The following is a 26,200-nucleotide window of genomic DNA, read 5'->3' on the forward strand; positions in this document are numbered from 1 at the left end:
GGCGGGGGTGGCGAGAACAGCCTGCCGGGCACGGCGTTCCGCGGCTCAGAGGAAGGAGTTGATCTGGATCGTTTCCGTGCGGCCCGGGCCGACGCCGATGGCGGAGATCGGGGCGCCGGACATCTCCTCCAGGGCCTTGACGTACCGCTGGGCGTTCTTCGGGAGCTCCTCGAACGTCTTGGCCTTGCTGATGTCCTCGGACCAGCCCGGCAGCATCTCGTAGACCGGCTTCGCGTGGTGGAAGTCGGTCTGGTTGTACGGGAGTTCCTCGACGCGCTTGCCGTCGATCTCGTACGCGACGCAGACCGGGATCCGCTCCCAGCCGGTGAGGACGTCCAGCTTGGTGAGGAAGAAGTCGGTGAGGCCGTTGACGCGGGTGGCGTAACGGGCGATCACCGCGTCGAACCAGCCGCAGCGGCGGTCGCGGCCCGTCGTCACGCCCCGCTCGCCGCCGATGGTGCGGAGCTTGTCGCCGTCCTCGTCGAACAGCTCGGTCGGGAACGGGCCGGCGCCGACGCGGGTCGTGTACGCCTTGAGGATGCCGATGACCCGGCTGATCTTCGTCGGGCCGACGCCGGCGCCGGTGCAGGCGCCGCCGGCGGTCGGGTTGGAGGAGGTGACGAAGGGGTACGTGCCGTGGTCCACGTCGAGCAGGGTGCCCTGGCCGCCCTCGAAGAGGACGACCTTGCCCTCGTCGATGGCGTCGTTGAGGACCAGGGTGGTGTCGGCGACGAAGCCGCGCAGGTCGTCCGCGTAGCCGAGGAGTTCCTCCAGCACCTGGTCGGCGGCGATGGCGCGCCGGTTGTAGAGCTTGACCAGCATCTGGTTCTTGAAGTCGAGGGCCGCCTCGACCTTCTGCCGCAGGATGGACTCGTCGAAGAGGTCCTGCACCCGGATGCCGACCCGGTTGATCTTGTCGGCGTAGGTCGGGCCGATGCCGCGGCCGGTGGTGCCGATCTTCCGCTTCCCGAGGAAACGTTCGGTCACCTTGTCGACGGTCGTGTGGTACGACGTGATCAGGTGCGCGTTACCGCTGAGCAGCAGTTTCGAGGTGTCGACGCCGCGCTCCTGGAGCCCGCTCAGCTCGGAGAGCAGGACCGCCGGGTCCACGACGACGCCGTTGCCGATGACCGGGGTGCACCCCGGCGAGAGGATGCCGGAGGGGAGGAGATGCAGCGCGTACTTCTGGTCGCCGACGACGACGGTGTGGCCGGCGTTGTTGCCGCCCTGGTAGCGCACCACATAGTCCACGGAGCCGCCGAGCAGGTCGGTGGCCTTCCCTTTGCCCTCGTCACCCCACTGAGCACCGAGCAGCACAAGTGCGGGCACAGGCGTACACCCCTTCCGGGCGGGGCATGTCCAACGTGCACGGCGGCGACCGCGCGGCGTTCTCGGCGCGCGCCGTCCGCAGAGCCGTCGAACCGGTGCCCCGGATTAGACGAAGCCCCTGGCGCAAGACAGCGACAGGGGCTCTTGCACCGAGAGATTACCTGAGGAAGGACCGAGGTGTCGGCTCCAGCACCCGGCGAACGCCCCCTGCTCATCGTCATCGACCCCGTGGCCCGCCGCGACGACGCCGAATCCGTCCGCATCGTGCGGGACGTGCTGTGCGCGGGGGCGTCCGCCAAGGTCTGCCTCCCGGACGGGCCGGAGGACGTGGCCCGGCATCTGGCGCACCGGGGGCGGCGGCACCCGGTGGTGGTCGGCGACGACCTCGCGCTGCGCCGCATCGTGGGACTGCTGCACCGGGAACGGGAGCTGGCGAACGCGGCGCTGGCCTTCGTTCCGGTGGGGGCCCCGGACCGGTCGACCACGCTGGCGCGGGAGCTGGGGTTGCCGCTGGGCGCGGTGCCGGCGGCACGGGTGGTGCTGGAGGGCGCCGAGCGGCGGCTCGATCTGCTGGTGGACGACAGCGACGGGGTGGTGATCGGCGGGCTGCGCATCCCCCACACGGACGGACGGCTTCCGGACCGTGCGCCCTGGTGGCAGCCGGCGCTGCGCGGCTGCCGCGGACTGGTGCGCGGACACCGCCGGGTGAACGGCGGTACGGGCGGCGGCAGCCGGGACGGCGACGGCGCGGGCCGCCACCGGCTGCGCGTGGAGGCGGACGGGGCGGTGCTCGTGGACCTCGACCGGCCGGTGCGGGAGGTGTCGGTGTCGGTGTACGGCGGACTCGCGCGGGTCGTCATCCGGCCGGCGGACGGCGGCGGGGACGGGGACGGAGACGGGGACGGCCGGGGCGGGGACGGCGGCCGGGGCGGGGACGGGGACGGGCACGGCGGTGCCCCGGCCGTAGTGCACGCCCGGACGGTCACCGTCTCCGGGCCCGACTTCCGCTACCGGGCCGACGCGGTCGTCGGCGGGCCGGTCCGGACCCGTACCTGGACGGTCCGCCCGGGAGCCCTGCGGCTGACCCTGCCGCACCCGGCCCCGGCCTCGGCACGGTCCTGAGCCCGGCTCCCGCCGGGTCGCTCAGCCCGCCGCCCCGCCCGCGGGCCCCGCCGCGCCCCCCGCCGCGTCCTCGTTCCGGCGCCGCCGCTCCCGGTGCTCGATCCAGCGGTCCAGCATCGTCGCCATCTCCTGGCGGAGGAACTCGAAGAAGTCCCGTGTCTCCTCGAGCCGCTGCCCCGCCGGACTGTCGGTGCCGAGCGCCTGGATGCCCGTGCGCAGGGTGTTCTCCCAGCGGATGAGGACCTCGTTCCGGCGGCTGAAGGAGATGTACCACTGGTCGTCATGGAGCCGGTAGCGCTCGCGCCGCGAACCCGGTTCGCGCTCCCGGCTGATGAGGCTCACCTGGGACAGGTACCGGATCGCGCCGGAGATCGCGGCCGGGCTGACCTGCAGCTGCTCCCCCAGTTCGGCGGCGGTGAGCTGGCCCTGCTCGGAGGCCATCAGGGCGGCGAAGACCCGGGCGGGCATACGCGGCAACCCGGCCTCGACGAGTTCCGAGGCGAAGCGCTCCACGAAGCGGGAGAGCCCCTCCGGGTCCGGGCCGGTCCGCCCCGGCGGCTGCGGCTGTGCCTGCGGCTGCGACGGCTGCGGCGTCCGGGGCGGCGTCTGCGGCTGCGATTGCGGCGGCCACCCGGTCGGCTCGTCGGTCACGTCCGCTCCATCTCCCTTGATCAGCGTCCTGGGGGGGTGAGGGCTGAGTTTATATGCTTCCTTAACTTCACAACTTTGTGAAGTGCGCGTAGCGTCAGAACCATGACGAAGGCAATCTCCGTAGCCGGCCTCCACAAGACGTTCGGCCGGACCCACGCACTGGACGGCCTCGACCTGGACGTCGAGACCGGTGAGGTGCACGGCTTCCTCGGGCCCAACGGCGCCGGCAAGTCCACCGCGATCCGCGTCCTCCTCGGCCTGCTCCGCGCCGACAGCGGCGCCGCGCAGCTGCTGGGGAAGGACCCCTGGCACCACGCCGTCGAACTGCACCGCCGGCTCGCCTACGTCCCGGGGGACGTCGAGCTGTGGCCGAACCTCACCGGGGGTGAGGCCATCGATCTGCTCTCCCGGCTCCGCGGCGGCCTCGACAGGAAACGCCGCGACGAGCTCATCGAACGCTTCGACCTCGACCCGACCAAGAAGGGCCGGGCCTACTCCAAGGGCAACCGGCAGAAGGTCGCGATCGTCGCCGCACTCGCCTCGGACGCCGAACTGCTGCTGCTCGACGAGCCGACCGCCGGGCTCGACCCGCTGATGGAAGTGGTCTTCCAGGACGTGATCTTCCAGGCCAAGGCCGCGGGCAAGACCGTTCTGCTGTCCAGCCACATCCTGGCCCAGGTCGAGAAGCTGTGCGACCGCGTGAGCATCATCCGGAAGGGACAGACCGTCCAGTCCGGCACGCTCAGCGAGATGCGCCACCTCACGCGGACCACTGTCGAGGCCGAGACCGAGCGGCCCGTCACCGGCCTCACCGAACTCCCGGGCATCCACAGCCCGGTGATCGACGGCACCCGGGTCCGCTTCGCCGTCGACGGCACCCACCTCGACGGCGCCATCCGCAAGCTCAGCGAGTTCGGCATCCACATCCTGACCAGCCACCCGCCGACCCTCGAAGAGCTGATGCTGCGCCACTACGGCGACGAACTCGCCGCCAACGGCCACACCAACGGAGACAGCGGCGGCAGCGGCGGCAGCGGCACCGTGTCCACCGGCTCCGCGGACGACGGAGGCGTCCGATGACCGGCGCCACCGCCACCGCCGCCCCGCGGACCCCGTCACCTCCGGCCGCCACCACGCGCTCCGCCGCCCTGGCCGGCACCGGCATCCTGCTCCGCTTCGGGCTGCGCAGGGACCGCATCCGGCTCCCCGTGTGGCTGCTCTCGCTGACCCTCGGGACGATGCTCACGGCCAACAGCCTCAGCGGCCTCTACACCACCGAGGCAGAACGCGCGTCGACGGCCAGGACCATGGGCAGCGCCGCGGCCATCGCCACCTCGGGGCCGCGCCACTACCTCACCGACTACACCTTCGGCTCGATGATGGCGCACCAGATGCTGTCCTTCACCGGCGTCCTGGTCGGCATCATGAGCGTGCTCATCGTCTCCCGGCACACCCGCGCCGAGGAGGAGACCGGCCGTGCCGAGCTGGTCCGCTCCACGGTGGTCGGCCGCCATGCCCAACTGGCCTCCGCCCTGGGCGTGGCCGTCGTCGCCAACACCGCCCTGGCCCTGCTGTTCGGTACCGGCCTGGCCGTCATGGGCATCGAGTCCATCGGCTGGGGCGGCTCGCTGCTCTACGGCTTCGCGCACGCGGCGATCGGCATCGTCTTCGCCGCGGTCGCCGCCATCACCGTCCAGATCACCGCGCACGCCCGGGGTGCCTCCGGCATGGCGCTGGCCGTGATCGGCGTCGCCTACGCCCTGCGCGCCGCCGGCGACGTCGGCACCGAGGCGCTGTCCTGGATGTCACCGATCGGCTGGGCCCAGCGCACCTACGCCTACGTCGACGACCGCTGGTGGCCGCTGCTGGTGGCGCTCGGCTTCGCCGCCCTCCTCGCCGCCGTGGCGTTCCCGCTGAGCACCAGGCGGGACGTGGGGGCGGGGCTGCGGCCCACCCGGCTCGGCCGCCCGGTGGCCTCGGACCCGCTGACCCGGCCCACGGGCTTCGCCCTCCGGCTGCACCGCGGACTGCTGATCGGCTTCGGTGCGGGCGTCTTCGCGCTGGGCGTCACCTACGGTTCGGTGCTCGGTGACGCCGAGGACATGCTCAAGGATCTGCAAGAGGTCCAGGAGGCCGTGGAGGCGCTGGGCGGAGCGACCATCACGGAGTCCTTCGCCTCGATGATCACGCTGATCCTGGCCATCGTCGCGTCCATCTACGTGGTGATGGCCGCCCTGCGGCCGCGCGCCGAGGAGAGCGCGGGACGCGCCGAACCCCTGCTCGCCACGGGGCTGTCGCGCACCCGCTGGGTGCTGAGCCACATCACCGTGGCCGCGACGGGCGGTGTGGTCCTGCTGGCCCTGACCGGTTTCGCCTTCGGGATCGCGGGCGCCGCGGCGACCGGGGACAGCGGCCTGGTCGGCAAACTGACGTGGGCCGCGATCGCCTACGCACCGGCGCTCTGGTTCACCATCGGGTTCGCGGTCGCGCTCTTCGGCTGGGTGCCGCGCTACGGCACCCTGGCCTGGCTCGTCCCGGTGTACGCCTTCGTCGTGGGCTATCTCGGGCAGCTTCTCCAGTTCGCCGACTGGCTGAACAACCTCTCACCGTTCGGCCACGTCCCGCAGCTCCCCGCCGCCGACCTGGAGTGGGCACCGCTGCTGATCCTCACCGCGCTCGCCGCGGGCCTGGTGTGGCTGGGGCTGCTGGGCTTCCGCCGGCGCGACCTGGAGACCAAGTAGCCGGCGGCCCCGGCGTATCTCCGTCCACAGGGTGTGGACGGAGATACGCCGCCGGACAGGGAGCGACACGAGCCGGTCCGCCCCGGCTCACCTGCCGCCGCCCGGGGTGACCAGGCCGATCTCGTACGCGAAGACGGCGGCCTGGGTGCGGTCGCGCAGGCCGAGTTTGACGAGGACGCGGCTCACATGGGTCTTCACCGTCGCCTCCGAGACGGTCAGCCGGGCCGCGATCTCCCCGTTGGAAAGGCCCTGCGCGATCAGGGCCAGCACCTCCGTCTCGCGCTCGGTGAGATCCCGGATGCGGTCCATGCGCGGGGCGCGGGGGGCGCCGAGCCGGGTGAACTCGGCGAGCAGCCGCTTGGTGACGGTCGGCGCCAGCAGAGCCTCACCCGCCGCCACGATCCGCACGGCGTCGGCGAGTTGGCGGGCCGAGGCGTCCTTGAGGAGGAAGCCGCTGGCTCCGGCGCGCAGCGCCTCGTAGACGTACTCGTCGAGATCGAAGGTCGTGAGGATCAGCACGCGCGGGCGGCCGCCCTCCTCACGCTCGGCCGCGATCCGCCGGGTGGCCTCCAGACCGTTGGTGCCGGGCATCCGGACGTCCATCAGCACCACGTCGGGCCGCAGGCGCGCCGCCCGCACGGCCGCCTGCTCCCCGTCCACCGCCTCGCCGACCACCTCGATACCGGGCTGGGCGCCGAGGAGGACGGAGAAGCCCTCACGGACCATCGCCTGGTCGTCGGCGATCAGGACGCGGATGGGGGCGACGGGGTCGCGGGCGGGGACGGGGGTGCCGTGCTCCGGGCCGGGGGCGGCGTCGGAGCCGGGGGCGGGGGTGGCGTCGGCGTCGTTCACGTGCGCTCACCCGAACGGCCGGTTCCGTGGTCGGCACCATCCGGGATGCCCGGGTTGTCCGGGCTCTCCGAGCGGTCCGGGCCCTCCTCCCGGCTCTCGCGGCTCTCGCGGCTCCCCCCGCTCCCCCGGCTCCCGGTTCGGTCACCGTGGCCCGCTCTCTCGGAGCGGCCGGCGGTGTCCGCACGGGCGGCGGACGTCCGTCCCCGCGCCGGCCCCGCCGCCCCGGTCTTGGCCAGGCCCACCGGACCGTCCGGCCGCCGCGGCCCCGACCCCGGCTCCGGCTCCGGCTCCCGCTCCCGCACCCGCCCCGGCGGGGTCTCCCCCGGGCTCGCGCCGCGCCGTCCGGCGGGCGCCTCGCGCTCCTCGTCCTCGACCGGCCCGGCGGGCAGGAAGGCGGCGACCTCGTACCCGCCCTCGGCGGTCGGTTCGGCCGTCAGTTCGCCGCCCAGCATCACGGCCCGCTCGCGCATCCCCGTCACGCCGTGCCCCATCCCGGGTGACGGGGACACCGCTCCGGTCGGCGCCGTGTTGACGATGCGCAGTCCGAGGCCGGTCAGGACGTACGCCACCTCGACCCGCACCCGCGAACCCGGCGCGTGCCGCAGCGCGTTGCTCAGCGCCTCCTGGACGATCCGGTACGCGGACAGCTCCACGCCCTGCGGCAGCGGCCGCTCCGCACCCGTGCGGGCGATCTCCACGTCCAGGCCCACGTCCCGCACGCCCTGGACCAGTTCGTCGAGCCGGGACAGATCCGGCTGCGGCGCGTCCGGGACGCCCAGGGATCCGGCGCCGTCGAACCGCAGCACGCCCAGCACGCGGCGCAGCTCGGACAGGGCCTCCACCGCGCTCTCCCGGATGGTGCCGAAGCTGCGGGTCAGCTCCTCCGGCGCGTCCTCGACACGGTACGGGGCCGCCTCGGCCTGGATCGCGATCACCGACATGTGGTGAGCCACCACGTCATGGAGTTCACGGGCGATCCGGGCCCGCTCCTCCAGCGCGGTGTGCCGGCCGCGTACGTCCGCGACCAGCGTCTCCTGCTCCTCGACCCGGTTCCGCGCCAGCCACCAGCCGCGCAGCGCGACCACCGTGCCGAGGACGCAGCCGGAGAAGACGGCCGCCGGGAAGACCAGATAGGCACCCCCCGCGGCGAAGACGACACCGGCCCATCCCATGGACAGCACGCTGATCGCCCACATCTCCAGAGCGACCCGGGGCCGCGTCCGCAGCGCGACCACGATCATGACACCGAGATGCGCCAGGACCCCCGGCCCCTGCCAGCTGTCCGTCACGGCCATGAAGACGAAGACCCCGAACGACACCCACCAGGCGCCGAGCGGCCGGAGCAGTGTGAGGGCCAGCGGCACCGTCTGCGCCAGCCCCAGCAGCAGCACCAGGAACCCGGGCCGCTCCCAGGGGGCCCCGAGCAGATCCAGCACCAGCAGGAACAGCGCCGTGAACCCCACCACGGCATGCGGAAACCAGCGGCCGCCCAGCCGCCGCAGCAGCGGGCGCCGCCGCAGACCCGCCTCGCCGACCGGGGGGAGGGGCCGGAACCCCCAGATGTCCCGGAAGAGGTCCTTCCGCAGGTTGTCCCAGGCCGTTCGGGCTATCCGTGACTCGGTCCATGCCGGCGCCGGCGTCGTCTCGTTCATACGGGGAACGCTACGCATGCGGGCCGTCGGCGTCGTCACCGTCAATGCGGACTTCCGGGCCTACGACTTGAGGATGACCCGCGGCCCGGGGCGTCCTCCCTGCTCACGCCGCCCCGGGTCATGTCGTCCTCGCAGCGCCCGCGGGCCGGGCGGCGTCCCACGACCGTCCGGGCGGGCACGCTTGCGGCCCGCCTCACCCGGGGACGGCCTCCGGCGGGAAGTCCCGCAGCACGCGCAGCAGTTCACCGAAGGCGGCGGTGCCGGGGGTGAGCGCCGCGTAGTGCCCGCCGCCGGGGCGTTCCCGCAGCTCCACCCGCGCACCGGCCCGGCGCATGACGCGGGCGTACGCGCGGGAGAGGGCGAGAGGCACGTCCGGGTCGGCGGTGCCGTGCAGGATCGTCACCGGCGCGGCCGGGGGAGGCAGCAGCAACGGGTCGGTCAGCGGCAGGAGTTCCGCCACGGCGCCGGGGCCGCCGAGCAGCCCGGCGACCGCTCCCCCGCTCAGGTCCAGCTCGTGGGCCCGCCCGAGCGCGGCAACCGGGGAGACGGCCACGACGTGGTCGGGTGCGCCGACGGCAGGGGCGGCGTCCGGATCCAGCCTGCCCGGAGCGGCCTCCGGGTCGCCGGAGGCCGGCGCCGTGGTGCGGTGCGCGGGCGGCGTGGGGTCTTCCGTTCCGGCTCTCGCGCCGCCCGCCGCCCCGGCCGCCCCGGCCGCCGTCCCCGTGCGCAGGGCCGCCGCCCAGAGGGCGAGGTGGCCACCGGCGGAGTGCCCGAGCAGCACGTGCCGGCCACGGAAGTTCCGTCCGCCGGCCGGACCGCCGGTGCGCGGCGCGCTCTCCGCAGCGGCTCTCCCGGCGCGTCCGGAGCCGTCCCGTCCCGCGTGCGGGGCGTCGCCGCGGCCGCCGCCCCGGAGCTCCGGCTCCGGCCAGGCCGTGGCGACGATCCGGGAGACGTCCTCGAACGTCGCGGGCCAGCCGCCGTCGCCGCCCACCCGGCGGTACTCGGCCAGCGCCACCGCGCACCCGTGCCGGGCCAGCGCGGCGGCGAGGGGCGACAGATGCGCGCGGTCGTACGCCTCGCGCCAGAAGCCTCCGTGCAGGAGCGTCACCCGGAGATCCGGTTGGCGGCCGCCGTCCGGCAGGTGATAGTCGATCAGCTGGGACGGGTGCGGGCCGTAGCGCACGGTGTGGTGCGGGGCCTCCGGTGGCAGACCCAGCAGCGCGGCCTCCTCCGCTTCGGCGGCGGAGGCGTGACCGGCGCCTGCGGAGTGAGCGGCGCCGGCGGTGCTCCCGGCCGCCCCGGCGGGCACCTGGTGGGGGTGCCCGCCGGGGCGGTTGCCGGGTGCGGTCATACCCCGGCGCCGGTGTCCGGGCCGCCGTCCGGGCCGCCGTCCGGGCCGCCGTCCGGGTGTCGTTCGGCGAGGACCTCCGCCAGGACCCGCGCCGCCCGTTCCGCGTCGGCGTAGCCCACGTAGAGCGGGGTGAAGCCGAAGCGGAGAACGTCCGGGCGGCGGAAGTCGCCGACGACCCCGCGCGCGATGAGCTCCCGCATGACCTCGTCCGCGTCCTCACAGCGCAGCGCGATCTGGCTGCCCCGCTCGGCGTGCGCGGCGGGCGTCACGCACTCCACCCGCCCCGGCGGCACATACGCCGCCACGCAGTCCAGGAAGAAGTCCGTGAGCGCCAGGCTCTTGGCCCGTACGTCCTCCACCGCGACCCCGTCCCACACCTCCAGCGCCGCTTCCAGCGCCAGCATCGACAGGATGTCCGGGGTGCCGACGCGGCCGCGCACGGCTCCGTCGGCGGGCGCATAGGACGGCGCCATCCCGAACGGGTCGGCGTGCGAGTTCCAGCCCGGCAGCGGCGAGTCGAAACGGGACTGGAGTTCCCCCCGCACATACAGGAAGGCCGGTGCGCCGGGCCCGCCGTTGAGGTACTTGTACGTGCAGCCGACCGCCAGGTCCACGCCGTGCGCGTCGAGCCCGACGGGCAGGGCGCCCGCGCTGTGGCAGAGGTCCCACACCACCAGGGCGCCCGCCGCGTGCGCGGCCGCGGTCGTCCCGGGCAGGTCGTGCAGCCGCCCGGTGCGGTAGTCGACGTGGTTGACCAGTGCCACGGCCGTACGCGGTCCGCAGGCCGCGCCGATCTCCCCGGCGGGGACGGCGCGAATGCGGCAGCCGGTCATGCGGGCGGCCGACTCGGCGATGTAGCCGTCGGTGGGGAAGGTCTCCGCGTCGACCAGGATCTCGTCGCGCACCGACCCGGACCCATCGCCGGGCTCGCCGCCGGGCTCACCGCCGCCCGCTGCCGCGGCGGGCCGCGGCAGCGAACCGGCCCGCGCGAGCGGCCCGTCGGCGGCCGGGGCCGGCGGCGGTCCGGCGTGCCCGCCGTGCCCGTCCGCAGCAATCGCGGCACCCGGGGGGCCCGCGGTGCCCGCCGCGCCGGAGCCGCCGAGGGCGCCGGGCGCGCCCTGCTGCGCGATGCGTACGGCCGCGACGACGGCTTTGAAGAGGTTGACGCTGGTGGAGTCACCGACCACGATCCGGCCGGGCGCGGCGCCGACGAGCGGCGCGATCCGGTCGCCGATCCGCTCCGGCGCCTCCCACCAGCCGCTCTCCGTCCAGGAGCGGATCCGCAGCCGCCCCCACTCGTGTTCGACCACCTCGGCGATACGGGCGGGCACCCCGGCGGGCAGCGCCCCGAGGGAGTTGCCGTCGAGGTAGACGGCGGCGTTCCCGTCGGAGGGCTCCTCCAGGCGGAAGCGGGCGCGGAGCCCGGCCAGGGGGTCCCCGGCGTCCAGGCGTGCGGCCCGGTCGGCGAGCGCCCCGGGCCCGGCGCTCCCGGGGCTGCCGGGGCTGCCGGGGTCCGTCGCGTGCACGGCGTTCACGGTCTTCGCGCCGTCCGCCGCCCCGGCGGCGTCCCCGGCGGCATCCGACGCCTGCCGGTCCGTGGTCTCAGACATGGCTGCGGGCCGTCCACAGCTCGGGGAAGACGTTCCGCCGGGCCCGCTTCTCCAGCCAGGAGACGCCCGGGGAGCCGCCCGTGCCGGTCTTGGCGCCCATCGCCCGCCGCGTCGCCACCAGGTGGTCGTTCTTCCAGCGCCACACCAGCTCGGCGACCTCGGTGAGCGCCTCGCCCAGCCGCACCAGCTCGTCCTCCTGGGGGCCGGAGTAGATCCGCGCCCAGACCTCCTCGACGGCCGGGTGGGGGTCGTAGCGCAGGGTGAGGTCGCGTTCGAGCACCTCGGCGGGGACGGCGTGGCCGCGCCGGGCGAGCAGCCGCAGCACCTCGTCGTAGAGGCCCGGCTCGCCGAGCGCCTTCTCCAGCTCGGCGTGGACGCGGGGGGCGCCCCGGTGCGGTACGAGCATGGACGCCGACTTGTCGCCGAGCAGGAACTCCATCCGCCGGTACATCGCGGACTGGAAGCCGGAGCCCTCGCCGAGCGCGCCCCGGTAGGCGTTGAACTGGGCGGGGGTGATGTGCGCGAGCGGCTCCCAGGAGGCGTTGAGCGCGCGCAGCTCGTACTCGGACCGCTTGAGTGCCGCCATGGCCGTCGGCAGGTCGTCCCGGCGGAGGGCCTGCGCGGCCGTCTCCCACTCGTGGACGATCACGGTGAACCACAGTTCCATCACCTGGGTGGTCACCAGGAAGACCATCTCGCCCGGCTCGTCGGAGAGCGGGTGCTGCAGATGGGTGAGGATGTCCGCCTTGACGTAGTCCTCGTAGGGGGTGGTGCCCCGGAAGTCGAGGTTCGGGGTCTCCGAGCCGGCTTCGGGCAGGTCGTGCTGTGTCGTCGACATCGCTGTCTCCTCGTACTGCGTGCTCCCGGGTAGCGGTCCGCCCCTTCCTCTCGGCATCGGAGCCCCGGTCCCCTCTCGGATCCCGTCCGCACGGTCGGCGCGGAGCGGAACCCTCCGCGCATCATCCGTGGACATGGGCGAGACGGCAAGGGCCGGCCGTGTGAGCACGGCCGGCCCGGGCGGGAGACGCCGGTCCCGCTCCTCAGCCGAGGGTCTCGGCAGCGGTCGGGGAGGACTCGCGCAGGAAGGTGCTGCAGCGCTCGTACTCCTCCTGCTCGCCGATCGTCTGGGCGGCGCGCGCGAGGGCGTGCAGGGAGCGCAGGAAGCCCCGGTTCGGCTCGTGCTCGAAGGGGACGGGCCCGTGGCCCTTCCAGCCGTTGCGGCGCAGGGCGTCCAGCCCGCGGTGGTAGCCGGTGCGGGCGTAGGCATAGGACTCGACCACGCGGCCGTCCTCGTAGGCCTCGTCGGCGAGCTGGGCCCAGGCCAGCGAGGAGGAGGGGTACTTCGCGGCGACCTCGGCGGGGGCCGAGCCGGAGGCGAGCAGCTCGCGGGGGTCCGGGTCGTCGGGCAGGCGGGTCGGGGGCGGTCCCCCGAGCAGGTTCTCGTGTGTGGCCATGGGCCCAGTCTGCCTGCCGGACGGGCGGAACGGACGGGCGCGGTGGGGTGTGGGCCGTGGTGCGGGCTCCGGGGCGGGAGCCCCGGCACGCGCGGAAGCCCGGCGGCCGGGACCTGTACGGTCGCGGCCACCGGGCTCCGGTGGCACGGCGCGGCGCCGTGGCGGGGGTTACTTCAGCTTGGTGCCGGTGGAGCGGAGGTTGGAGCAGGCCTGCGCGACGCGCTGCGCCATGCTCTCCTCGGCCTTCTTGCCCCAGCTGCGCGGGTCGTAGGTCTTCTTGTCGCCGACCTCGCCGTCGACCTTGAGCACGCCGTCGTAGTTGCGGAACATGTGGTCCGCGACCGGGCGGGTGAAGGCGTACTGGGTGTCGGTGTCGAGGTTCATCTTGACGACGCCGTTCTCCAGCGCGGTCAGGATCTCCTGCTCGGTGGAGCCGGAGCCGCCGTGGAAGACGAAGTCGAACGGGTCGGCCTTGCCGGCCTTCGCGGCCACGCCGTCCTGGAGCTCGCGCAGCAGGTCGGGGCGGAGGACGACATTGCCCGGCTTGTAGACGCCGTGCACGTTGCCGAAGGAGGCGGCCAGCAGGTAGCGGCCGTTCTCGCCGAAGCCCAGCGCGTCCGCGGTCCGCTCCACGTCGGAGACGGTGGTGTAGAGCTCGTCGTTGATCTCGTGCGAGACGCCGTCCTCCTCGCCGCCGGTCGGGGTGATCTCGACCTCAAGGATGATCTTGGCCTTGACGGCCTCGGCGAGCAGCTCCCGCGCGATGGCGAGGTTGTCGTCCAGGATCTCGGCGGAGCCGTCCCACATGTGGGACTGGAACAGCGGGTTGCGTCCGGCGGCGACGCGCTCCTGGGAGAGCTTGAGCAGCGGCCGTACATAGCCGTCGAGCTTGCCCTTGGGGCAGTGGTCGGTGTGGAGCGCGATGTTGACCGGGTACTTCTCGGCGACGATGTGCGCGAACTCGGCCAGCGCGACCGCACCGGTGACCATGTCCTTGCTGTACTGGCCACCGAGGAACTCGGCACCGCCGGTGGAGATCTGGACGATGCCGTCGCTCTCGGCCTCGGCGAAACCGCGGAGGGCCGCGTGCAGGGTCTGGGACGAGGTCACGTTGATGGCCGGGTAGGCGAACTTGCCCGCCTTCGCCCGGTCGAGCATCTCGTTGTAGACCTCGGGAGTTGCGATGGGCATGTGTCGGCTCCTTGTGAATGTGCCGGTTATTCGAGTAGGCCCTGACCTAGGGGCGACATCATCGTCTGGGGGTCATCCTCCCAGATACGGCGTTCCGCTCCACACCACCCAAGCGGACGAAACGGACAGCGCCCGGCGGGGTTTCACGTGAAACCCTTGCCTCCCGGATGAACTTCCGTTCGCAGGACAGAGTTTGGTCCCCCGCCGACCGGCCCGGAAGGGCCGAACGGGGCAGGGAGGGCCCGGACGGACCGAAGCCGGACAGGTGGCCGGAACGGGACCGGCCGGGCGGGGCCGGGCCGGGCGGGGCCGGGCCGGGGGCTCCGGGCGCGACCCCGGCCCGGGGCCCCGGCCGTAGGACGCCTCCCGCACCGCCGGTCCGGCGGCCGTCCCCGCCGGCGCCTCAGAGCCCCAGGTCGTCCAGCCCGTACGCCCGGTAGTACGGCAGCCCCGCCTCCTCGATCGCGGCCGCCGCGCCGCGCTCCACGATCACCGCGACCGCCACCACCTCGGCGCCCGCCTCACGCGCCGCCTCGACGGCCGTGAGCGGGGAGCCGCCCGTGGTGGAGGTGTCCTCGACGATCAGCACCCTGCGGCCCCTGATGTCCGGGCCCTCGATACGCCGCTGCAGCCCGTGCGTCTTCTGCGCCTTCCGCACGACGAAGGCGTCGAGCCTGCGCCCGCGGGCCGCGGCGGCGTGCATCATCGATGTCGCCACCGGGTCGGCCCCCAGCGTCAGCCCGCCCACCGCGTCGTACTCCAGCCCGGCCGTCAGGTCCAGCATCACCTGGCCGGCGAGCGGTGCGGCCTCCCCGTCCAGGGTGACCCGGCGGAGGTCGATGTAGAAGTCGGCCTCCCGGCCCGAGGAGAGGGTCACCTTGCCGTGCACCACGGCCTTGTCCTTGATCTGCCGCAGCAGGGCATCACGCACGTCCGTCATGGCACCGAGACTATCCGGGGCCCCGGCGGCCGCCCGGTCACCGGGTGGCAGCGGGCCGGACGGCGCACGGCCGGCTCAGAGCCGGCGCCAGCGCCAGGTGGTGGAGATCTCCAGCGGATCGATCGGGGTCACCAGGCGCGGGGCCGTGTTGAGCCCATTGGGCGGCCCCGACTGCGGCTCGACGCACACGGCCTCCTCCTGCTCGTCGTAGACCACGACCCACTCGGCCCGGCTGGTGATCCTGAGCTCCAGCCGCCCCGGCCAGGTGAGGGTGACGTCCACGCCGTCCGGCATGCCGAAGCAGTCGTCCCAGGGCCCGGGGCGCGGGTCGATCCGCCGGCCGGTCGGGAGGTGGTCCTCGCCGCGCTCCTCCTGCCAGGCGGCCTCGAAGGAGATCAGGACGCCCTCGTCCGCGCCGCTCCCGCTTCCGCTCCCGCCGAGGTGCCGCAGGAACCAGGGGTGCCATCCGGCCTGCGCCGGGAAGGAGTTGCCGTAGGTCTCGACGCCCATCTTCAGCGTCAGCGCGTCGTCGGCCAGCTCCACGAGCTGGGTGACGCGGCCCGTGTACGGCCAGGGATCGCCCAGGTCGTAGGTGAGGACGGCCGCCGTGCCGTCCGCGCGGACGGTCCGCCACACCTGGTCACGGCCGGTTCCGTGGATGGCGTGGGGCGGGGAGTTGAGCGGGAGTTCATGCCGCTCGGCGCCGTCGCGGAACACGCCGCCCGCGGTCCGGCCGCACCACGGCACCATGGGGAAGGAACCGTATCGGGGGCCCTGCCGCAGCAGTTCGGTGCCGTCGATCCGCAGCGAACCGAGCCGGCCGCCCAGCTCGGGCCGTACGGTCGCCTCGGCGTCGCCCGCCGCCAGCAGGACTCCGGCCTCCGGGGCCGCTTCGGTCGTCGTCTCGTGAGTGCTCACACACCGACCCTATGCGAGTCCGGGCCCCCGGCGCGGCCCCGCCTTTCCGCCATGCGCGCCCCCGCGGACGCGGGTTGACGCCGCCGCGCCGCTCCGTCCCCGCACCGGCCGGGGTGCGCGGCTCCCGTTCCGCGGATCCGTCAGCGCCGGTGGCGGAGGACGCGGTTGACGATCAGCACCGAGGCGACGACGGCGGCGGCCACCGGGGCCGCCCAGCGCAGGGTGTCGCCGGCCGAGGCGGGCTGGGGCGCCGGTACGGGGGCGTAGCGGCCCCGCGGCGGCGCGTGGTCCACCTCCTCGGCACTGCGGCCGATCATGGTGCGGCGGGCGTGGGCCGCCTCGGCGGGCGGGGTCGCGCCGTCCGTGCCGCCCGCGCCCTCCGGTTCGCCGAGGTCGTCGGCCAGCGGGTCGAGGGAGGACGGCGGCACCTCGGTCTCGAAGACGGACGCCGCCTCGGGAGCGGTGCCGCCACCGGCCTCCGCCGCGGCGCTCGCGGCCTCGGACGGGCCTGGCCGGGACTCCTCGCCGCCGGCGTCCCGCGCGGCTCCGCGCTCCTCGCCGCCGCCCGCCTTCCTGCCGGGCGGAGGGGCCGCGTCGGGGCCCGGTTCGGGCGACGGGATGCCCGGGATGACCGGTTCGTTGTCGTCGGCCCGGCCGAGGCCGCCCTCGCCCTCCGCGCCGCCGGCCGGTCCGGTGCCGTGCCCGTCCCCGGAGCCGTCGCCACCGGTCTCCGGGCCGTCCGGTGCCGTGCCGCTGCCGCCGGTGCCGTACGCATCGCCGCGGCTCTCCGCTCCGGGCCACTGCCCGCCCGGGGCCGGCCCGTCGCCGTCGCCGCGGCCGGCACGCGCGGCGCCGTCACCGTTCTCGTCGGAGGCGGCGGGGGCCGAGGGGGGTGCGGGGCGGACCGGGGTCTCCTCCAGGTCGGCGGCCAGCGCCGCGGCGAACCGGTCGAGCAGGCGCCGCCCGGCGGAGGCCGCGGCCTTGTCGTCCACCTCGGCGAGCCGCCCTCCGCTCCGCACAGTGCCGCCGCACACCAGGGCCGTACCGCCGTCGGCGGGGTCCAGCCGCAGCGTGAGCGTCAGCGCGACGGAGCCGTCGCCGCGCGCCTCCGATCCCTCCGCCTCGACGGACACCTCGTCACCCGTCCGCTCGCTGACGCGCAGCGTGCCGTGGTACGTGATGGTCGAGCCGCCGGCGCGCAGCCGCAGCCGGCCGGCCAGCGCGTCCGGGCCCGACCCGGCGTCCCACTGGAAACCGGGGACGCAGCGGGCGACGCGTTCGGGTTCCGCGAGCGCCTGCCGCACGGTCCCGGGCGGAAACGGAACGAACACCTCATGCTCCATGGGAGCCGAGCCTACCCAGCGGACGCGCTCCGGCACCCCTGTCCGCGCCAGTTCCGCGGCGGGCGGGGCATCCGGCGGCACCCCGCGGGGGCGAATCGTTCCGGCGGAACGGCGGGGCGGGACCTCAATACCGCGGACGGGTGAGCGTCGACGCCCGCGCGCCCGGGATCCGCAGGTCCTCCGCGGCACGCTCCGCGGCACGCAGCTCCCGCGGGGCCAGTGAGAGCGGTACGGGCGCGTCGGGTGCCAGGCGCGGGCCCTCCGGGGCGCGGGCGGCGAGGAGAAACCCCCAGGTGCGGGAGGGGCGTTCGGCCGCCGCCGAGCGGTCCGGCCCGGTGGCGTAGCCGGACCGCCGGCCGCCCACCGCGTAGGGCGAGGTGCGCAGTCCGGCCGCTCGCAGGGTCGCGTCGACGGTCCAGTACGTCCGGGGGCGGGTGTCCGGGGCGCCCGCGTGCACGGCCAGCCGCCCGCCGGGCGCGAGGGCGCGCCGCACGAGCCCGTAGAACTCCCGGGAGTACAGCCTGGCGCTGGACGTCATGCCGGGGTCGGGCAGATCCGAGACGATCACGTCGTACGGACCCCCGCCCGCCGCGTCCCCCCGCAGCCGGCCGAAGACGTCGCCGGTGACCGTGCGGACCCGCGGGTCGGTGAGGGAACCGCCGTTCAGCCGGGAGAGCCCCGGGTCGGTGCGGCCGAGCCGTACCAGTCCGGGGTCGGGTGCGAGCACCGTGACCGAACGTACGTCCGGGTACCGCAGAACCTCCCGCAGGGCGAGACCGTCTCCCCCACCCAGCACCAGCACCCGCGTCCGGGGGCCGTCCATCGCCGGGTGGACCAGAGCCTCGTGATAGCGGCAGGCGTCGTGCCCGCTGAATCTCAGCCGGCCGTCGACGAAGAGCGAGAGCGGAGCACCACCTCCGGCCCCGTCCGGCCCCCCCGTGAGGACCACCTCCTGGTAGTCCGTCCGCACGGCGACCCGTACGTCCTCCCCGTAGACGGCCTGCCGCGCGGCTCGCTCGAAGGACGGCACCAGGAACGTTCCGGCGGCCAGGACCGCGAGCACCAGGCCGTTCGCCGCGATCAGGACCCCCCGGGCCCGGGCGGTCAGGTCGCGGCCGAACAGCCACAGCACCAGCGCCCCGCCGGCCAGGGCGTTCACCGCCCCCGTCAGCAGGGCGCCGCTCAACTGCCCCAGCAGGGGCAGCAGCAGGAAGGGAAAGGCCAGCCCGCCCGCCAGCGCCCCGATGTAGTCGGCCGCGAAGAGGTCGGCGACCGCCCCACCGGCGTCCTGCCGGCGGACGCGCTGGATGAGCGTCATCAGCAGCGGCACCTCGGCGCCGATCAGCACTCCGATGACGAGCGAGAAGCCGACCAGCACGGCATGGGACGCCCCGAACCAGACGAAGGAGGCGTACAGCGCCATCGCCGAGCAGCCGCCGACCAGCGCGAGCACCGCCTCCACCAGCCCGAAGGCCACCGCGGCCCGGCACCGCAGCCGCTTGGCCAGCAGCGAGCCGGCACCCATGGCGGAGACCATCACGGACAGCACGACGGACGCCTGGGTCACGGAGTCCCCGAAGAGATACGAGGCCAGCGCCACCAGTTCCAGTTCATACACCAGCCCGCAGGCGGCGCAGACGAACACCGCGGCCAGCACCAGCAGTCGTCCCAGCCCGGCCGGTACGGGCAGCCGCACCGGGCTCTCCGGCTCGTCCGGCGCGACGGCGCGGGACAGGAGCCGCGGCTCAGGCGAATCGATCATGCGGGGAACGCTACGTGAGCCGTCTGCACGGCCCTGTCACCCACAAGGGTTGTCTCGAAGGGCGCCGGGGGCGCACTACAGGGGGGCCATCGTCCGGGCGCCGACCTGGGTGCGCGTGGTGACGAGCGCCCCCTCCTGCGGATACGCGTGCCAGGTGCGCCACCGCACCCGGCCCTCGCACCGCTGGACCAGCATGGCCGTGAAGGCGTGCGGATCGCCGGGGAAGGTCCCGGCCAGGCCGTTGGGGTGGTCGGCCACCAGGGCCAGCAGCTCCTGCGCCCGGCCGGCGAACGACCCGCGGGACAGCGTCTCGACGCGGGCCGCGAACTCGTACTCCCAGCCGCCGATGCTCTCGGCGGCTCCGAGGGGCAGCGGTGTGCTGCTGCCGGGTATGCAGGCCACCGTCTCCGAGCACTGGCTGGCCCCTTCCTTGATGATCACTTGATGGGAGGCGCCGAGCAGGCGCAACTGCACCTCCGCCGGGCCCAGCCGCAGATCCAGCACGGCCAGCGCGGGCAGGGGCTCCTTGCCGAGACACCAGGCGAGATCGGCGGCGCGGGTGTCGGAATAGGCGGTTTCGAGAGTGGTGAGCATGGGTCGGCTCCGCAGCACGCAGTGGATGGTGGGCCGGCCCGCCTCGGAGGAGGACCCAAGAAAGATCACTCGCCGGCTCGTGCCCACGTGGGGTGTTCCGATGAATACGGAATCATGAAGTGCACGGTGCCCACAGCGTTTTTACCCATCTTCGACGGGTTTCCATGCCCCAGAGGGTTGCGCTGTTCATCTGTTCAAAAACCATGAGATAAAACGATGTTGAAGAAGGGGCATGGCATATGCGAGACGGCATGCGCCGGACGCATGACCCGGCCCTGGCCGCGAAAGTGACGCCGACCGCCCCGTGCCGGTCGGCGTCACTCCCCCCGCGCGCCCGGCCGCGGCCGGCCCCCCGCGGTCAGCTGCCCCCGCCGCAGCCGCCTCCCCCGCCACAGGACGAGCCGCCCCCGCAGGACGAGCCGGCGCCGTCCGACGAACCGCCGTCCGACGAACCGCCGTCACCGGCCCACCAGCCGAAGCCACCCGAGCTGCCGAAGCCGCCGGAGACTCCCCCGCCGCTCCGCCCCCGCTTGCGCGCCCGGTTGCGTCCGGACCGGCCACGCGCCCCCGCGACCGCGGCCAGCGCGACGGCGGCCAGCACCGCGAACACCACGATTCCCATCGCTCAACTCCCCCTTCTCGTCCCCCGAAGCGAGCCCCCCGCTCGGCGGTGTGCGGGGGAGATGCCCGTCGCGTCAGGAGGTGAAAGCAGAGTTGAGCAAATCCAGAGGTTCGGGTCTCCGGGGGGCCGCTCCGGGGCGGGGTCCAGCCGCCCCGGGAGGCCTGTCCCGGAGCCGCTGGTGAGGCCGAGTGAGACCTATCGCACAGACCGGCCACGCCCCCCTCCCGTGGGACCATGAGCCCCATGGGAAGACCACCGCTCAACCGCCGCCTGGCCGAGTTCGGCACGACGATCTTCGCCGAGATGTCGGCGCTGGCCCTCAGCACCGGCTCCATCAACCTCGGTCAAGGCTTCCCCGACACCGACGGCCCCGAGGAGATCCGCGAGGCGGCCGTCCGGGCACTGCGCGAGGGCCGCGGCAACCAGTACCCGCCCGGCCCCGGCGTCCCCGAGCTGCGGACGGCCGTCGCCGACCATCAGCGCGAGCGCTACGGGCTCTCCTTCGACCCGGACGGCGAGGTACTGGTCACCGCCGGTGCCACCGAGGCCATCGCCGCCGCCCTCCTGGCGCTCCTGGAACCGGGTGACGAGGTGATCGCGCTGGAGCCGTACTACGACTCCTACGCGGCCTGCGTCGCGATGGCCGGCGGCACCCGGGTCCCCGTCACGCTCCGCCCGGACGGCGGTGCCTACCGGCTCGACCTCGACGAGCTGCGCGCCGCCGTCACCGGCCGCACCCGGCTCCTGCTGCTCAACACCCCGCACAACCCCACCGGCACCGTCCTCGGCCGTGAGGAGCTCACGGCGATCGCCGAACTGGCCTGTGAGCGCGATCTGCTGGTCGTCACCGACGAGGTCTACGAGCACCTGGTCTTCGACGGGGAGCACCTGCCGCTCGCCGCGTTCCCCGGGATGCGCGAGCGCACGGTCACCATCGGCTCGGCGGGCAAGACCTTCTCGTTCACCGGCTGGAAGGTCGGCTGGGTGACGGGCCCGCCGGAGCTCGTCACCGCCGTCCGCTCGGCCAAGCAGTATCTGACCTATGTCTCGGCGGGCCCCTTCCAGTACGCCGTGGCGGAGGCGCTGCGGCTCCCCGCGAGCTACTTCGACGGGCTGCGGGAGGATCTGCGGGCCAAACGCGATCTGCTCGGCGACGGCCTGGCGAAGGCCGGCTTCACCGTCTACCGGCCCGCGGGCACATACTTCGTCACCACCGACATCCGGCCGCTCGGCTTCGACGACGGCTTCGCCTTCTGCCGCGCCCTCCCCGAGCGCTGCGGAGTCGTCGCGATCCCGAACGCCGTCTTCTACGACCACCGCGAGGAGGGCGCGCCCTTCGTCCGCTTCGCGTTCTGCAAGCGGACCGAGGTCCTGGCGGAGGCGGTCGAGCGGCTGAAGTGCCTGCGGGAGGGCTGACGCGGCGCGGGCACGGAAACGCACGCGAGCCCGGCCGGGAGGCCGGGCTCGCGCGCCGTTCCGTGGAGTTGTGCGGCCGGGGGCCGGTGCGGCGGGGTCAGGCCTCGCCGTCGTCCTTCTTGTCCTCCGGCGCGGCGGACTCGACCTCGGCCTCCAGGCCGAGCTGCTCGACGAGCCACTTGTCGAACTCGATCGACGCCCGCACCCAGCTGACCGTGCTGGAGACGAAGTGCTCCAGGCTGACGCCGACACCGATCAGCATCTGCGCCTCACCGATCAGGCGGACGGTGCCGTCGTCATTGGTGTGGGTGTAGACCTTCGGCCACAGGGTGCGCCGGTTCCAGTCGTCGATCGCCTCCAGCAGCTGGGGCTTGCTGTCGATCTGGTGGGCCCGGTCGTAGAACGTGCGGACGGAGAAGACCTGCTGCTCCTCCTCGCCGCGGAACATGAAGTACGTGCGGAACTGCTCCCACGGCGCGGCGAGGTCCCCCTCGTCGTCGACGACGTACTTCAGCTCCATCTGGTCCAGGAGCTGCTTGACCAGGTCCTGATCGGGGACGACGGGGCCGGGTGGCGGCCCCGACGGCTGCTGTTCGGGCTGCTGGCCCCCGAAATTCGGAATCGAGGACGGGTCGATGCTCACCGTGGATTTCCCTTCAGACGATTCCTGCCATCCTCCCCCACGGCGGGCGGGGGCTGGCAAGCCCGGGCCGACCAATCCGGCGTCCGGTGTGCCGGCCCGCCCCGGCCCCCGCGGCCGTCCCGCCCCCGCGCTCCCGCTCCGGCGCGTGCGCGGGCACGTCCCCGCCGCCTCCGCGCCGGTCTCCGCCGGGCCCCGGAAGGCCCGGCGGAGAGCGGTCGAGGGGCCGTCCGGACGGCGACCGGGCGGCGGCCCGAAGCCGCCGTGGGAGACCACCGGGAGACGCCCGGAGAGACCGGGAGCCGCGCGGGGACGCCCGTCTCAGTCCTCCGTGCCGGTCCGGGCCGCCGCGCCGACGGCCAGGCCGCGGCCGTCCGCCGCCACGTCGACCCGCACGGTGTCGCCGTCCCGGACGGTGCCGGCCAGGATCTCCCGGGCGAGCTGGTCGCCGATCGCCGTCTGTACCAGCCGCCGCAGCGGCCGGGCGCCGTACGACAGGTCCGGTCCGGCCTCCGCCGCCCCGGCTTCGGCCCCGTCCGCCGCGGCCCCGGCCTTGGTCTCGGCCTCCGCCTTCGCCTCGTGCCCCAGCCGGGACAGCCACTCCAGGGCGTCCTCGCTGACGTCCAGGGTGAGCCGGCGGTCGGTCAGCCGCCGCTGGAGCTGGTCGATCTGGAGCTGGGCGATCCGCTTGAGCTGGCCGGTGCCCAGGGCGTGGAAGACCACCAGGTCGTCCAGGCGGTTGAGGAACTCGGGCCGGAAGGAGGACCGCACGGTCTCCAGCACCCGCTCCTTCTTCTCCTCCTCGCTGATCGCCGGGTCGACCAGATAGTGCGAGCCGAGGTTGGAGGTGAGGACGAGGATGGTGTTGCGGAAGTCGACCGTCCGCCCCTGGCCGTCGGTGAGCCGACCGTCGTCCAGCACCTGCAGCAGGATGTCGAAGACCTCGTGGTGGGCCTTCTCCACCTCGTCCAGCAGGATCACGCTGTACGGGCGGCGGCGCACCGCCTCCGTGAGCTGGCCGCCCTCCTCGTAGCCGACGTAGCCGGGGGGCGCCCCGACCAGCCGGGCCACCGAGTGCTTCTCGCTGTACTCGCTCATGTCGATGCGGACCATGGCGCGCTCGTCGTCGAAGAGGAAGTCCGCGAGCGTCTTGGCCAGTTCGGTCTTGCCGACACCGGTCGGGCCGAGGAAGAGGAACGATCCGGTGGGCCGGTCCGGGTCGGAGATCCCGGCCCGGGTGCGGCGCACGGCGTCCGAGACGGCGCGGACGGCCTCCCGCTGCCCGATGAGGCGCTTGCCGAGCTCGTCCTCCATCCGCAGCAGCTTCTGCGTCTCGCCCTCCAGCAGCCGGCCGGCGGGGATGCCCGTCCAGGCGGCCACGACGCCGGCGATGTCGTCCGGGCCGACCTCCTCGCCGACCATGCCGCCGCCCTGGAGGTCCTTCTGCGCGGCGGTGGCCTCCTCCAGTTCCTTGCGGGTCTGCGGGATCACCTCGGAGCGCAGCCGCCCGGGGGTGACCCAGTCACCGGTCTCGGGCGCCTTGCGCTCGGCCAGCTCCAGCTCCGTCTCCAGCTCGTCGAGGCGCTTCTTCAGCTCGCCGACCCGGGTGTGGATGGCCTTCTCGCTGTCCCAGCGGGCCCGCAGGGCGCGCAGCTTCTCCTCCTTCCCGGCGCGCTCCCGGCGCAGCTTCTCCAGCCGCTCGCGGGCATCGGGGGAGAGGTCCTTCTCGCGGTCCTGCTTCTTGAGGAACTTCCGCTTCTCGTCGCCCACTTCGACGGCGAGCAGCGACTCCTCCTCCATCATCTGCCGGTCGACGGCGCGCTGGAGCTCGTCGATCTCGACGGGCGAGGAGTCGATCTCCATCTGGAGGCGGGACGCGGCCTCGTCGACGAGGTCGATGGCCTTGTCCGGGAGGAAGCGGGAGGTGATGTAGCGGTCGGCGAGGGTGGCGGCGGCGACCAGCGCGGAGTCCGCGATCTGCACGCCGTGGTGCGCCTCGTAGCGCCCCTTGAGGCCGCGGAGGATCGCGATGGAGTCCTGCACGGAGGGCTCGGCGACCAGCACCTGCTGGAAACGGCGCTCCAGGGCCGGGTCCTTCTCGATCCGCTCGCGGTACTCGTCGAGCGTCGTGGCGCCGACCATGCGCAGCTCGCCGCGGGCCAGCATCGGCTTGAGCATGTTGCCCGCGTCCATCGCCGAGTCGCCGCCGGCGCCCGCGCCGACGACGGTGTGCAGCTCGTCGATGAAGGTGATGATGCGGCCCTCGCTCTCCTTGATCTCGGAGAGCACGGTCTTCAGCCGCTCCTCGAACTCGCCGCGGTACTTGGCGCCGGCGAGCATCGCGCCGATGTCCAGCGCGACCAGCCGCTTGTCCTTGAGCGACTCGGGGACGTCGCCCTTGACGATGCGCTGGGCGAGCCCCTCGACGACGGCGGTCTTGCCGACGCCGGGCTCACCGATCAGGACGGGGTTGTTCTTCGTACGGCGCGAGAGCACCTGCACGACGCGGCGGATCTCGGCGTCACGGCCGATGACCGGGTCGAGCTTGCCCTCGCGGGCGATGGCGGTGAAGTCGGTGCCGAACTTCTCCAGGGCCTTGTAGGTGCCCTCCGGGTCGGGCGTGGTCACGCGTCGTCCTCCGCGGTTGTTCTGGAAGGCGTCGAGCAGCTTCTTGGCGCTCGCGCCCTGCTGGTCGAGCAGCTCACCGGTGCGGCCGCCCTGGGCGGCGAGGCCGATCAGCAGATGCTCGGTGGAGATATAGGCGTCGCCGAGCTCCTTCGCGCGCCGCGAGGCGTCGGCGGCGACCGCGAGCAGCTCGCGGTCCGGCTGCGGCGGGGCGACGGTGGAGCCCTGCACGGCGGGCAGCGCGCCGAGCAGCCGCTCGGCCCCGGAGCGCAGGGCGGCCTGGTCGGCCTCGACGGCGGCCAGGAGGTCCTGGATGTTCTCGTTCTCCTGGCCTTCGAGCAGCGCGAGCAGCAGATGGACGGGGGTGATGTCCGGGTTGCCCGCGGACACGGCACGCCGGCCGGCCGCGCTGATCGCTTCCTGGCTCCTGTTGGTCAGCTCGGCATCCACGTGACCTCTGCTCCTCTCCTGCGGCTCCTGCTCTGGTTCACCTGAACTAAGTTGAGTCTACCCCACTCAAGGGTGGTACGGGTGGGCTTTCTGCCCGAGTTCTGCGGCCTTGGGGCACCCGGGCGCCCGCGTCAGCGGCTACCCACTCCACCCCTCGATCGGGCGAACTCATCGGCTCTTCCGACCAACGGCCCGCCACTGCCTCCTACGGTCGTCGCAACAAGACCGGTGCCACGAGCCGGAGCGCTGGTCATCGAGGAAAGGGAGGGGCAGCATGACGGTCATGGCACACGAGCCGACGCCCACGCAGGAAGAACTCCTCCTGGAGAGCTTTCTGGCCCTGGAGACCCCTGAAGGCTTCCGGGCCGAGCTCATCGAAGGGGAGATCGTTGTGACACCACCGCCGGACGGCGAACACGAGGACTACATCAGCACCATCACCAGGCAGGTGCTGAGGCATGCGGCGAAGGACATGGACGTGTCGGGCAACAAGGGCTTGGTGCTGCCGCGCGGCGGCCTGTGTCCCAAGAACTACGCGATCCCCGACGCCGCCTTCGCCCCACGAGCCCTCCGGCTCTTCCGCGGCGCCGAACCCTGGATGCCCGCCGACGGCGTCGCCCTGGTCGCCGAGGTGACCTCCGCCAAGCCGGACGGCGACCGCTTCGCCAAGCGGCACTGCTACTCCCGCGCCGGCATCCCCCTCTACCTCCTCGTCGACCGGGAGAAGGGCACGGTCACGCTCTTCGAGGAGCCGGAGGAGACCGACTACGCCGAGTCGCACTCCGTGTCCTTCGGCAAGCCGTTGCCACTGCCCGAGCCGTTCGGCTTCGCCCTGGAGACGGCCGAGTTCGCCTGAGCCGCCGCGCTACGTCCTGCTGTTCGACCCGTACGGCGGTCTGCCGAACCTCGTCCTGTTCCCCGGGCTCGGGCTGCCCGC

General features: G+C 73.8%; 22 protein-coding genes. 5 read left to right on the top strand and 17 right to left on the bottom strand.

The genetic code is table 11. The features are described 5' to 3' along the window. Positions 1–45 precede the first annotated feature (45 nt). Positions 46–1,329 carry an adenylosuccinate synthase gene (locus KBZ10_RS00365; protein ID WP_210985412.1) on the bottom strand — a complete coding sequence of 428 codons (1,284 nt, stop codon included), beginning with the start codon at positions 1,327–1,329 and terminating at the stop codon, positions 46–48. Positions 1,330–1,506: 177 nt separating this feature from the next. Here KBZ10_RS00365 and KBZ10_RS00370 point away from each other — a divergent pair, with 177 nt between their 5' ends. Next, positions 1,507–2,451, top strand: coding sequence for a diacylglycerol kinase (locus KBZ10_RS00370; protein ID WP_307847091.1), 945 nt, complete (start codon positions 1,507–1,509; stop codon positions 2,449–2,451). Between the two features lie 21 nt (positions 2,452–2,472). Here KBZ10_RS00370 and KBZ10_RS00375 read toward each other — a convergent pair whose 3' ends face one another. Next, a complete protein-coding gene (locus tag KBZ10_RS00375) occupies positions 2,473–2,964 on the bottom strand; it encodes a MarR family transcriptional regulator (protein WP_307847129.1) in 492 nt (163 codons plus the stop codon). A gap of 240 nt (positions 2,965–3,204) precedes the next feature. Here KBZ10_RS00375 and KBZ10_RS00380 point away from each other — a divergent pair, with 240 nt between their 5' ends. Further along, positions 3,205–4,182 carry an ABC transporter ATP-binding protein gene (locus tag KBZ10_RS00380; protein ID WP_210985413.1) on the top strand — a complete coding sequence of 326 codons (978 nt, stop codon included), beginning with the start codon at positions 3,205–3,207 and terminating at the stop codon, positions 4,180–4,182. Next, the gene (locus KBZ10_RS00385) at positions 4,179–5,843 is read left to right on the top strand and encodes an ABC transporter permease (protein ID WP_210985414.1); all 1,665 of its coding nucleotides are present in this window, start codon (positions 4,179–4,181) and stop codon (positions 5,841–5,843) included. Before KBZ10_RS00380 ends, KBZ10_RS00385 begins: the two co-directional genes overlap by 4 nt. Positions 5,844–5,930: 87 nt before the next feature. Here the strand turns inward: KBZ10_RS00385 and KBZ10_RS00390 are convergent, their stop codons facing one another. The 13 genes from KBZ10_RS00390 to KBZ10_RS00450 all read right to left on the bottom strand — a co-directional run bounded on the left by KBZ10_RS00390 (position 5,931) and on the right by KBZ10_RS00450 (position 20,132). Continuing rightward, complete coding sequence (locus KBZ10_RS00390) at positions 5,931–6,599, bottom strand: response regulator transcription factor (RefSeq protein WP_307847130.1); 669 nt, start codon at positions 6,597–6,599, stop codon at positions 5,931–5,933. Between the two features lie 92 nt (positions 6,600–6,691). Further along, a complete protein-coding gene (locus tag KBZ10_RS00395; RefSeq protein WP_210985415.1) occupies positions 6,692–8,347 on the bottom strand; it encodes a histidine kinase in 1,656 nt (551 codons plus the stop codon). Between the two features lie 193 nt (positions 8,348–8,540). Next, positions 8,541–9,698: an alpha/beta hydrolase gene (locus KBZ10_RS00400; protein ID WP_210985416.1), complete on the bottom strand. Its 1,158-nt coding sequence runs from the start codon at positions 9,696–9,698 to the stop codon at positions 8,541–8,543. After that, positions 9,695–11,308: a kynureninase gene (locus KBZ10_RS00405; protein ID WP_247701594.1), complete on the bottom strand. Its 1,614-nt coding sequence runs from the start codon at positions 11,306–11,308 to the stop codon at positions 9,695–9,697. The genes KBZ10_RS00400 and KBZ10_RS00405 overlap by 4 nt, the downstream gene beginning before the upstream one ends. Beyond that, complete coding sequence (locus KBZ10_RS00410; protein ID WP_210985417.1) at positions 11,301–12,146, bottom strand: tryptophan 2,3-dioxygenase family protein; 846 nt, start codon at positions 12,144–12,146, stop codon at positions 11,301–11,303. Before KBZ10_RS00410 ends, KBZ10_RS00405 begins: the two co-directional genes overlap by 8 nt. Before the next feature lie 202 nt (positions 12,147–12,348). Next, positions 12,349–12,762, bottom strand: coding sequence for a DUF3151 domain-containing protein (locus tag KBZ10_RS00415; RefSeq protein WP_210985418.1), 414 nt, complete (start codon positions 12,760–12,762; stop codon positions 12,349–12,351). A 168-nt stretch (positions 12,763–12,930) separates the two neighbouring features. Beyond that, positions 12,931–13,953: a class II fructose-bisphosphate aldolase gene (gene fbaA / locus KBZ10_RS00420; protein WP_210985419.1), complete on the bottom strand. Its 1,023-nt coding sequence runs from the start codon at positions 13,951–13,953 to the stop codon at positions 12,931–12,933. A gap of 403 nt (positions 13,954–14,356) precedes the next feature. After that, the gene (pyrE, locus tag KBZ10_RS00425; protein WP_210985420.1) at positions 14,357–14,893 is read right to left on the bottom strand and encodes an orotate phosphoribosyltransferase; all 537 of its coding nucleotides are present in this window, start codon (positions 14,891–14,893) and stop codon (positions 14,357–14,359) included. Between the two features lie 75 nt (positions 14,894–14,968). Further along, positions 14,969–15,811 carry an aldose 1-epimerase gene (locus KBZ10_RS00430; RefSeq protein ID WP_210985421.1) on the bottom strand — a complete coding sequence of 281 codons (843 nt, stop codon included), beginning with the start codon at positions 15,809–15,811 and terminating at the stop codon, positions 14,969–14,971. A 140-nt stretch (positions 15,812–15,951) separates the two neighbouring features. Then, positions 15,952–17,154, bottom strand: a complete 1,203-nt coding sequence (locus tag KBZ10_RS00435; RefSeq protein ID WP_210985422.1) for an SRPBCC family protein — start codon at positions 17,152–17,154, stop codon at positions 15,952–15,954. A gap of 124 nt (positions 17,155–17,278) precedes the next feature. Further along, a complete protein-coding gene (locus tag KBZ10_RS00440) occupies positions 17,279–18,916 on the bottom strand; it encodes a polyamine aminopropyltransferase (RefSeq protein ID WP_210985423.1) in 1,638 nt (545 codons plus the stop codon). Between the two features lie 75 nt (positions 18,917–18,991). Further along, positions 18,992–19,510 carry a DUF2617 family protein gene (locus KBZ10_RS00445; RefSeq protein WP_210985731.1) on the bottom strand — a complete coding sequence of 173 codons (519 nt, stop codon included), beginning with the start codon at positions 19,508–19,510 and terminating at the stop codon, positions 18,992–18,994. Positions 19,511–19,868: 358 nt separating this feature from the next. After that, on the bottom strand, positions 19,869–20,132 hold the full coding sequence (locus KBZ10_RS00450; RefSeq protein WP_210985424.1) for a hypothetical protein: 264 nt from the start codon (positions 20,130–20,132) through the stop codon (positions 19,869–19,871). A 243-nt stretch (positions 20,133–20,375) separates the two neighbouring features. On the opposite strand from KBZ10_RS00450, the gene KBZ10_RS00455 reads away from it, so the two are divergent. Next, a complete protein-coding gene (locus KBZ10_RS00455) occupies positions 20,376–21,548 on the top strand; it encodes a pyridoxal phosphate-dependent aminotransferase (protein WP_210985425.1) in 1,173 nt (390 codons plus the stop codon). A 97-nt stretch (positions 21,549–21,645) separates the two neighbouring features. On the opposite strand, the gene KBZ10_RS00460 is transcribed toward KBZ10_RS00455, so the two are convergent. Beyond that, complete coding sequence (locus KBZ10_RS00460) at positions 21,646–22,191, bottom strand: YbjN domain-containing protein (RefSeq protein ID WP_210985426.1); 546 nt, start codon at positions 22,189–22,191, stop codon at positions 21,646–21,648. Between the two features lie 318 nt (positions 22,192–22,509). Next, on the bottom strand, positions 22,510–25,263 hold the full coding sequence (locus KBZ10_RS00465; RefSeq protein ID WP_210985427.1) for an ATP-dependent Clp protease ATP-binding subunit: 2,754 nt from the start codon (positions 25,261–25,263) through the stop codon (positions 22,510–22,512). 283 nt (positions 25,264–25,546) lie between these two features. Between KBZ10_RS00465 and KBZ10_RS00470 the strand changes: the two genes are divergently transcribed. After that, positions 25,547–26,119 carry a Uma2 family endonuclease gene (locus KBZ10_RS00470; RefSeq protein WP_210985732.1) on the top strand — a complete coding sequence of 191 codons (573 nt, stop codon included), beginning with the start codon at positions 25,547–25,549 and terminating at the stop codon, positions 26,117–26,119. Positions 26,120–26,200 lie beyond the last annotated feature (81 nt).

This window comes from Streptomyces sp. F63, from assembly GCF_018070345.1.
GTDB lineage: Bacteria > Actinomycetota > Actinomycetes > Streptomycetales > Streptomycetaceae > Streptomyces.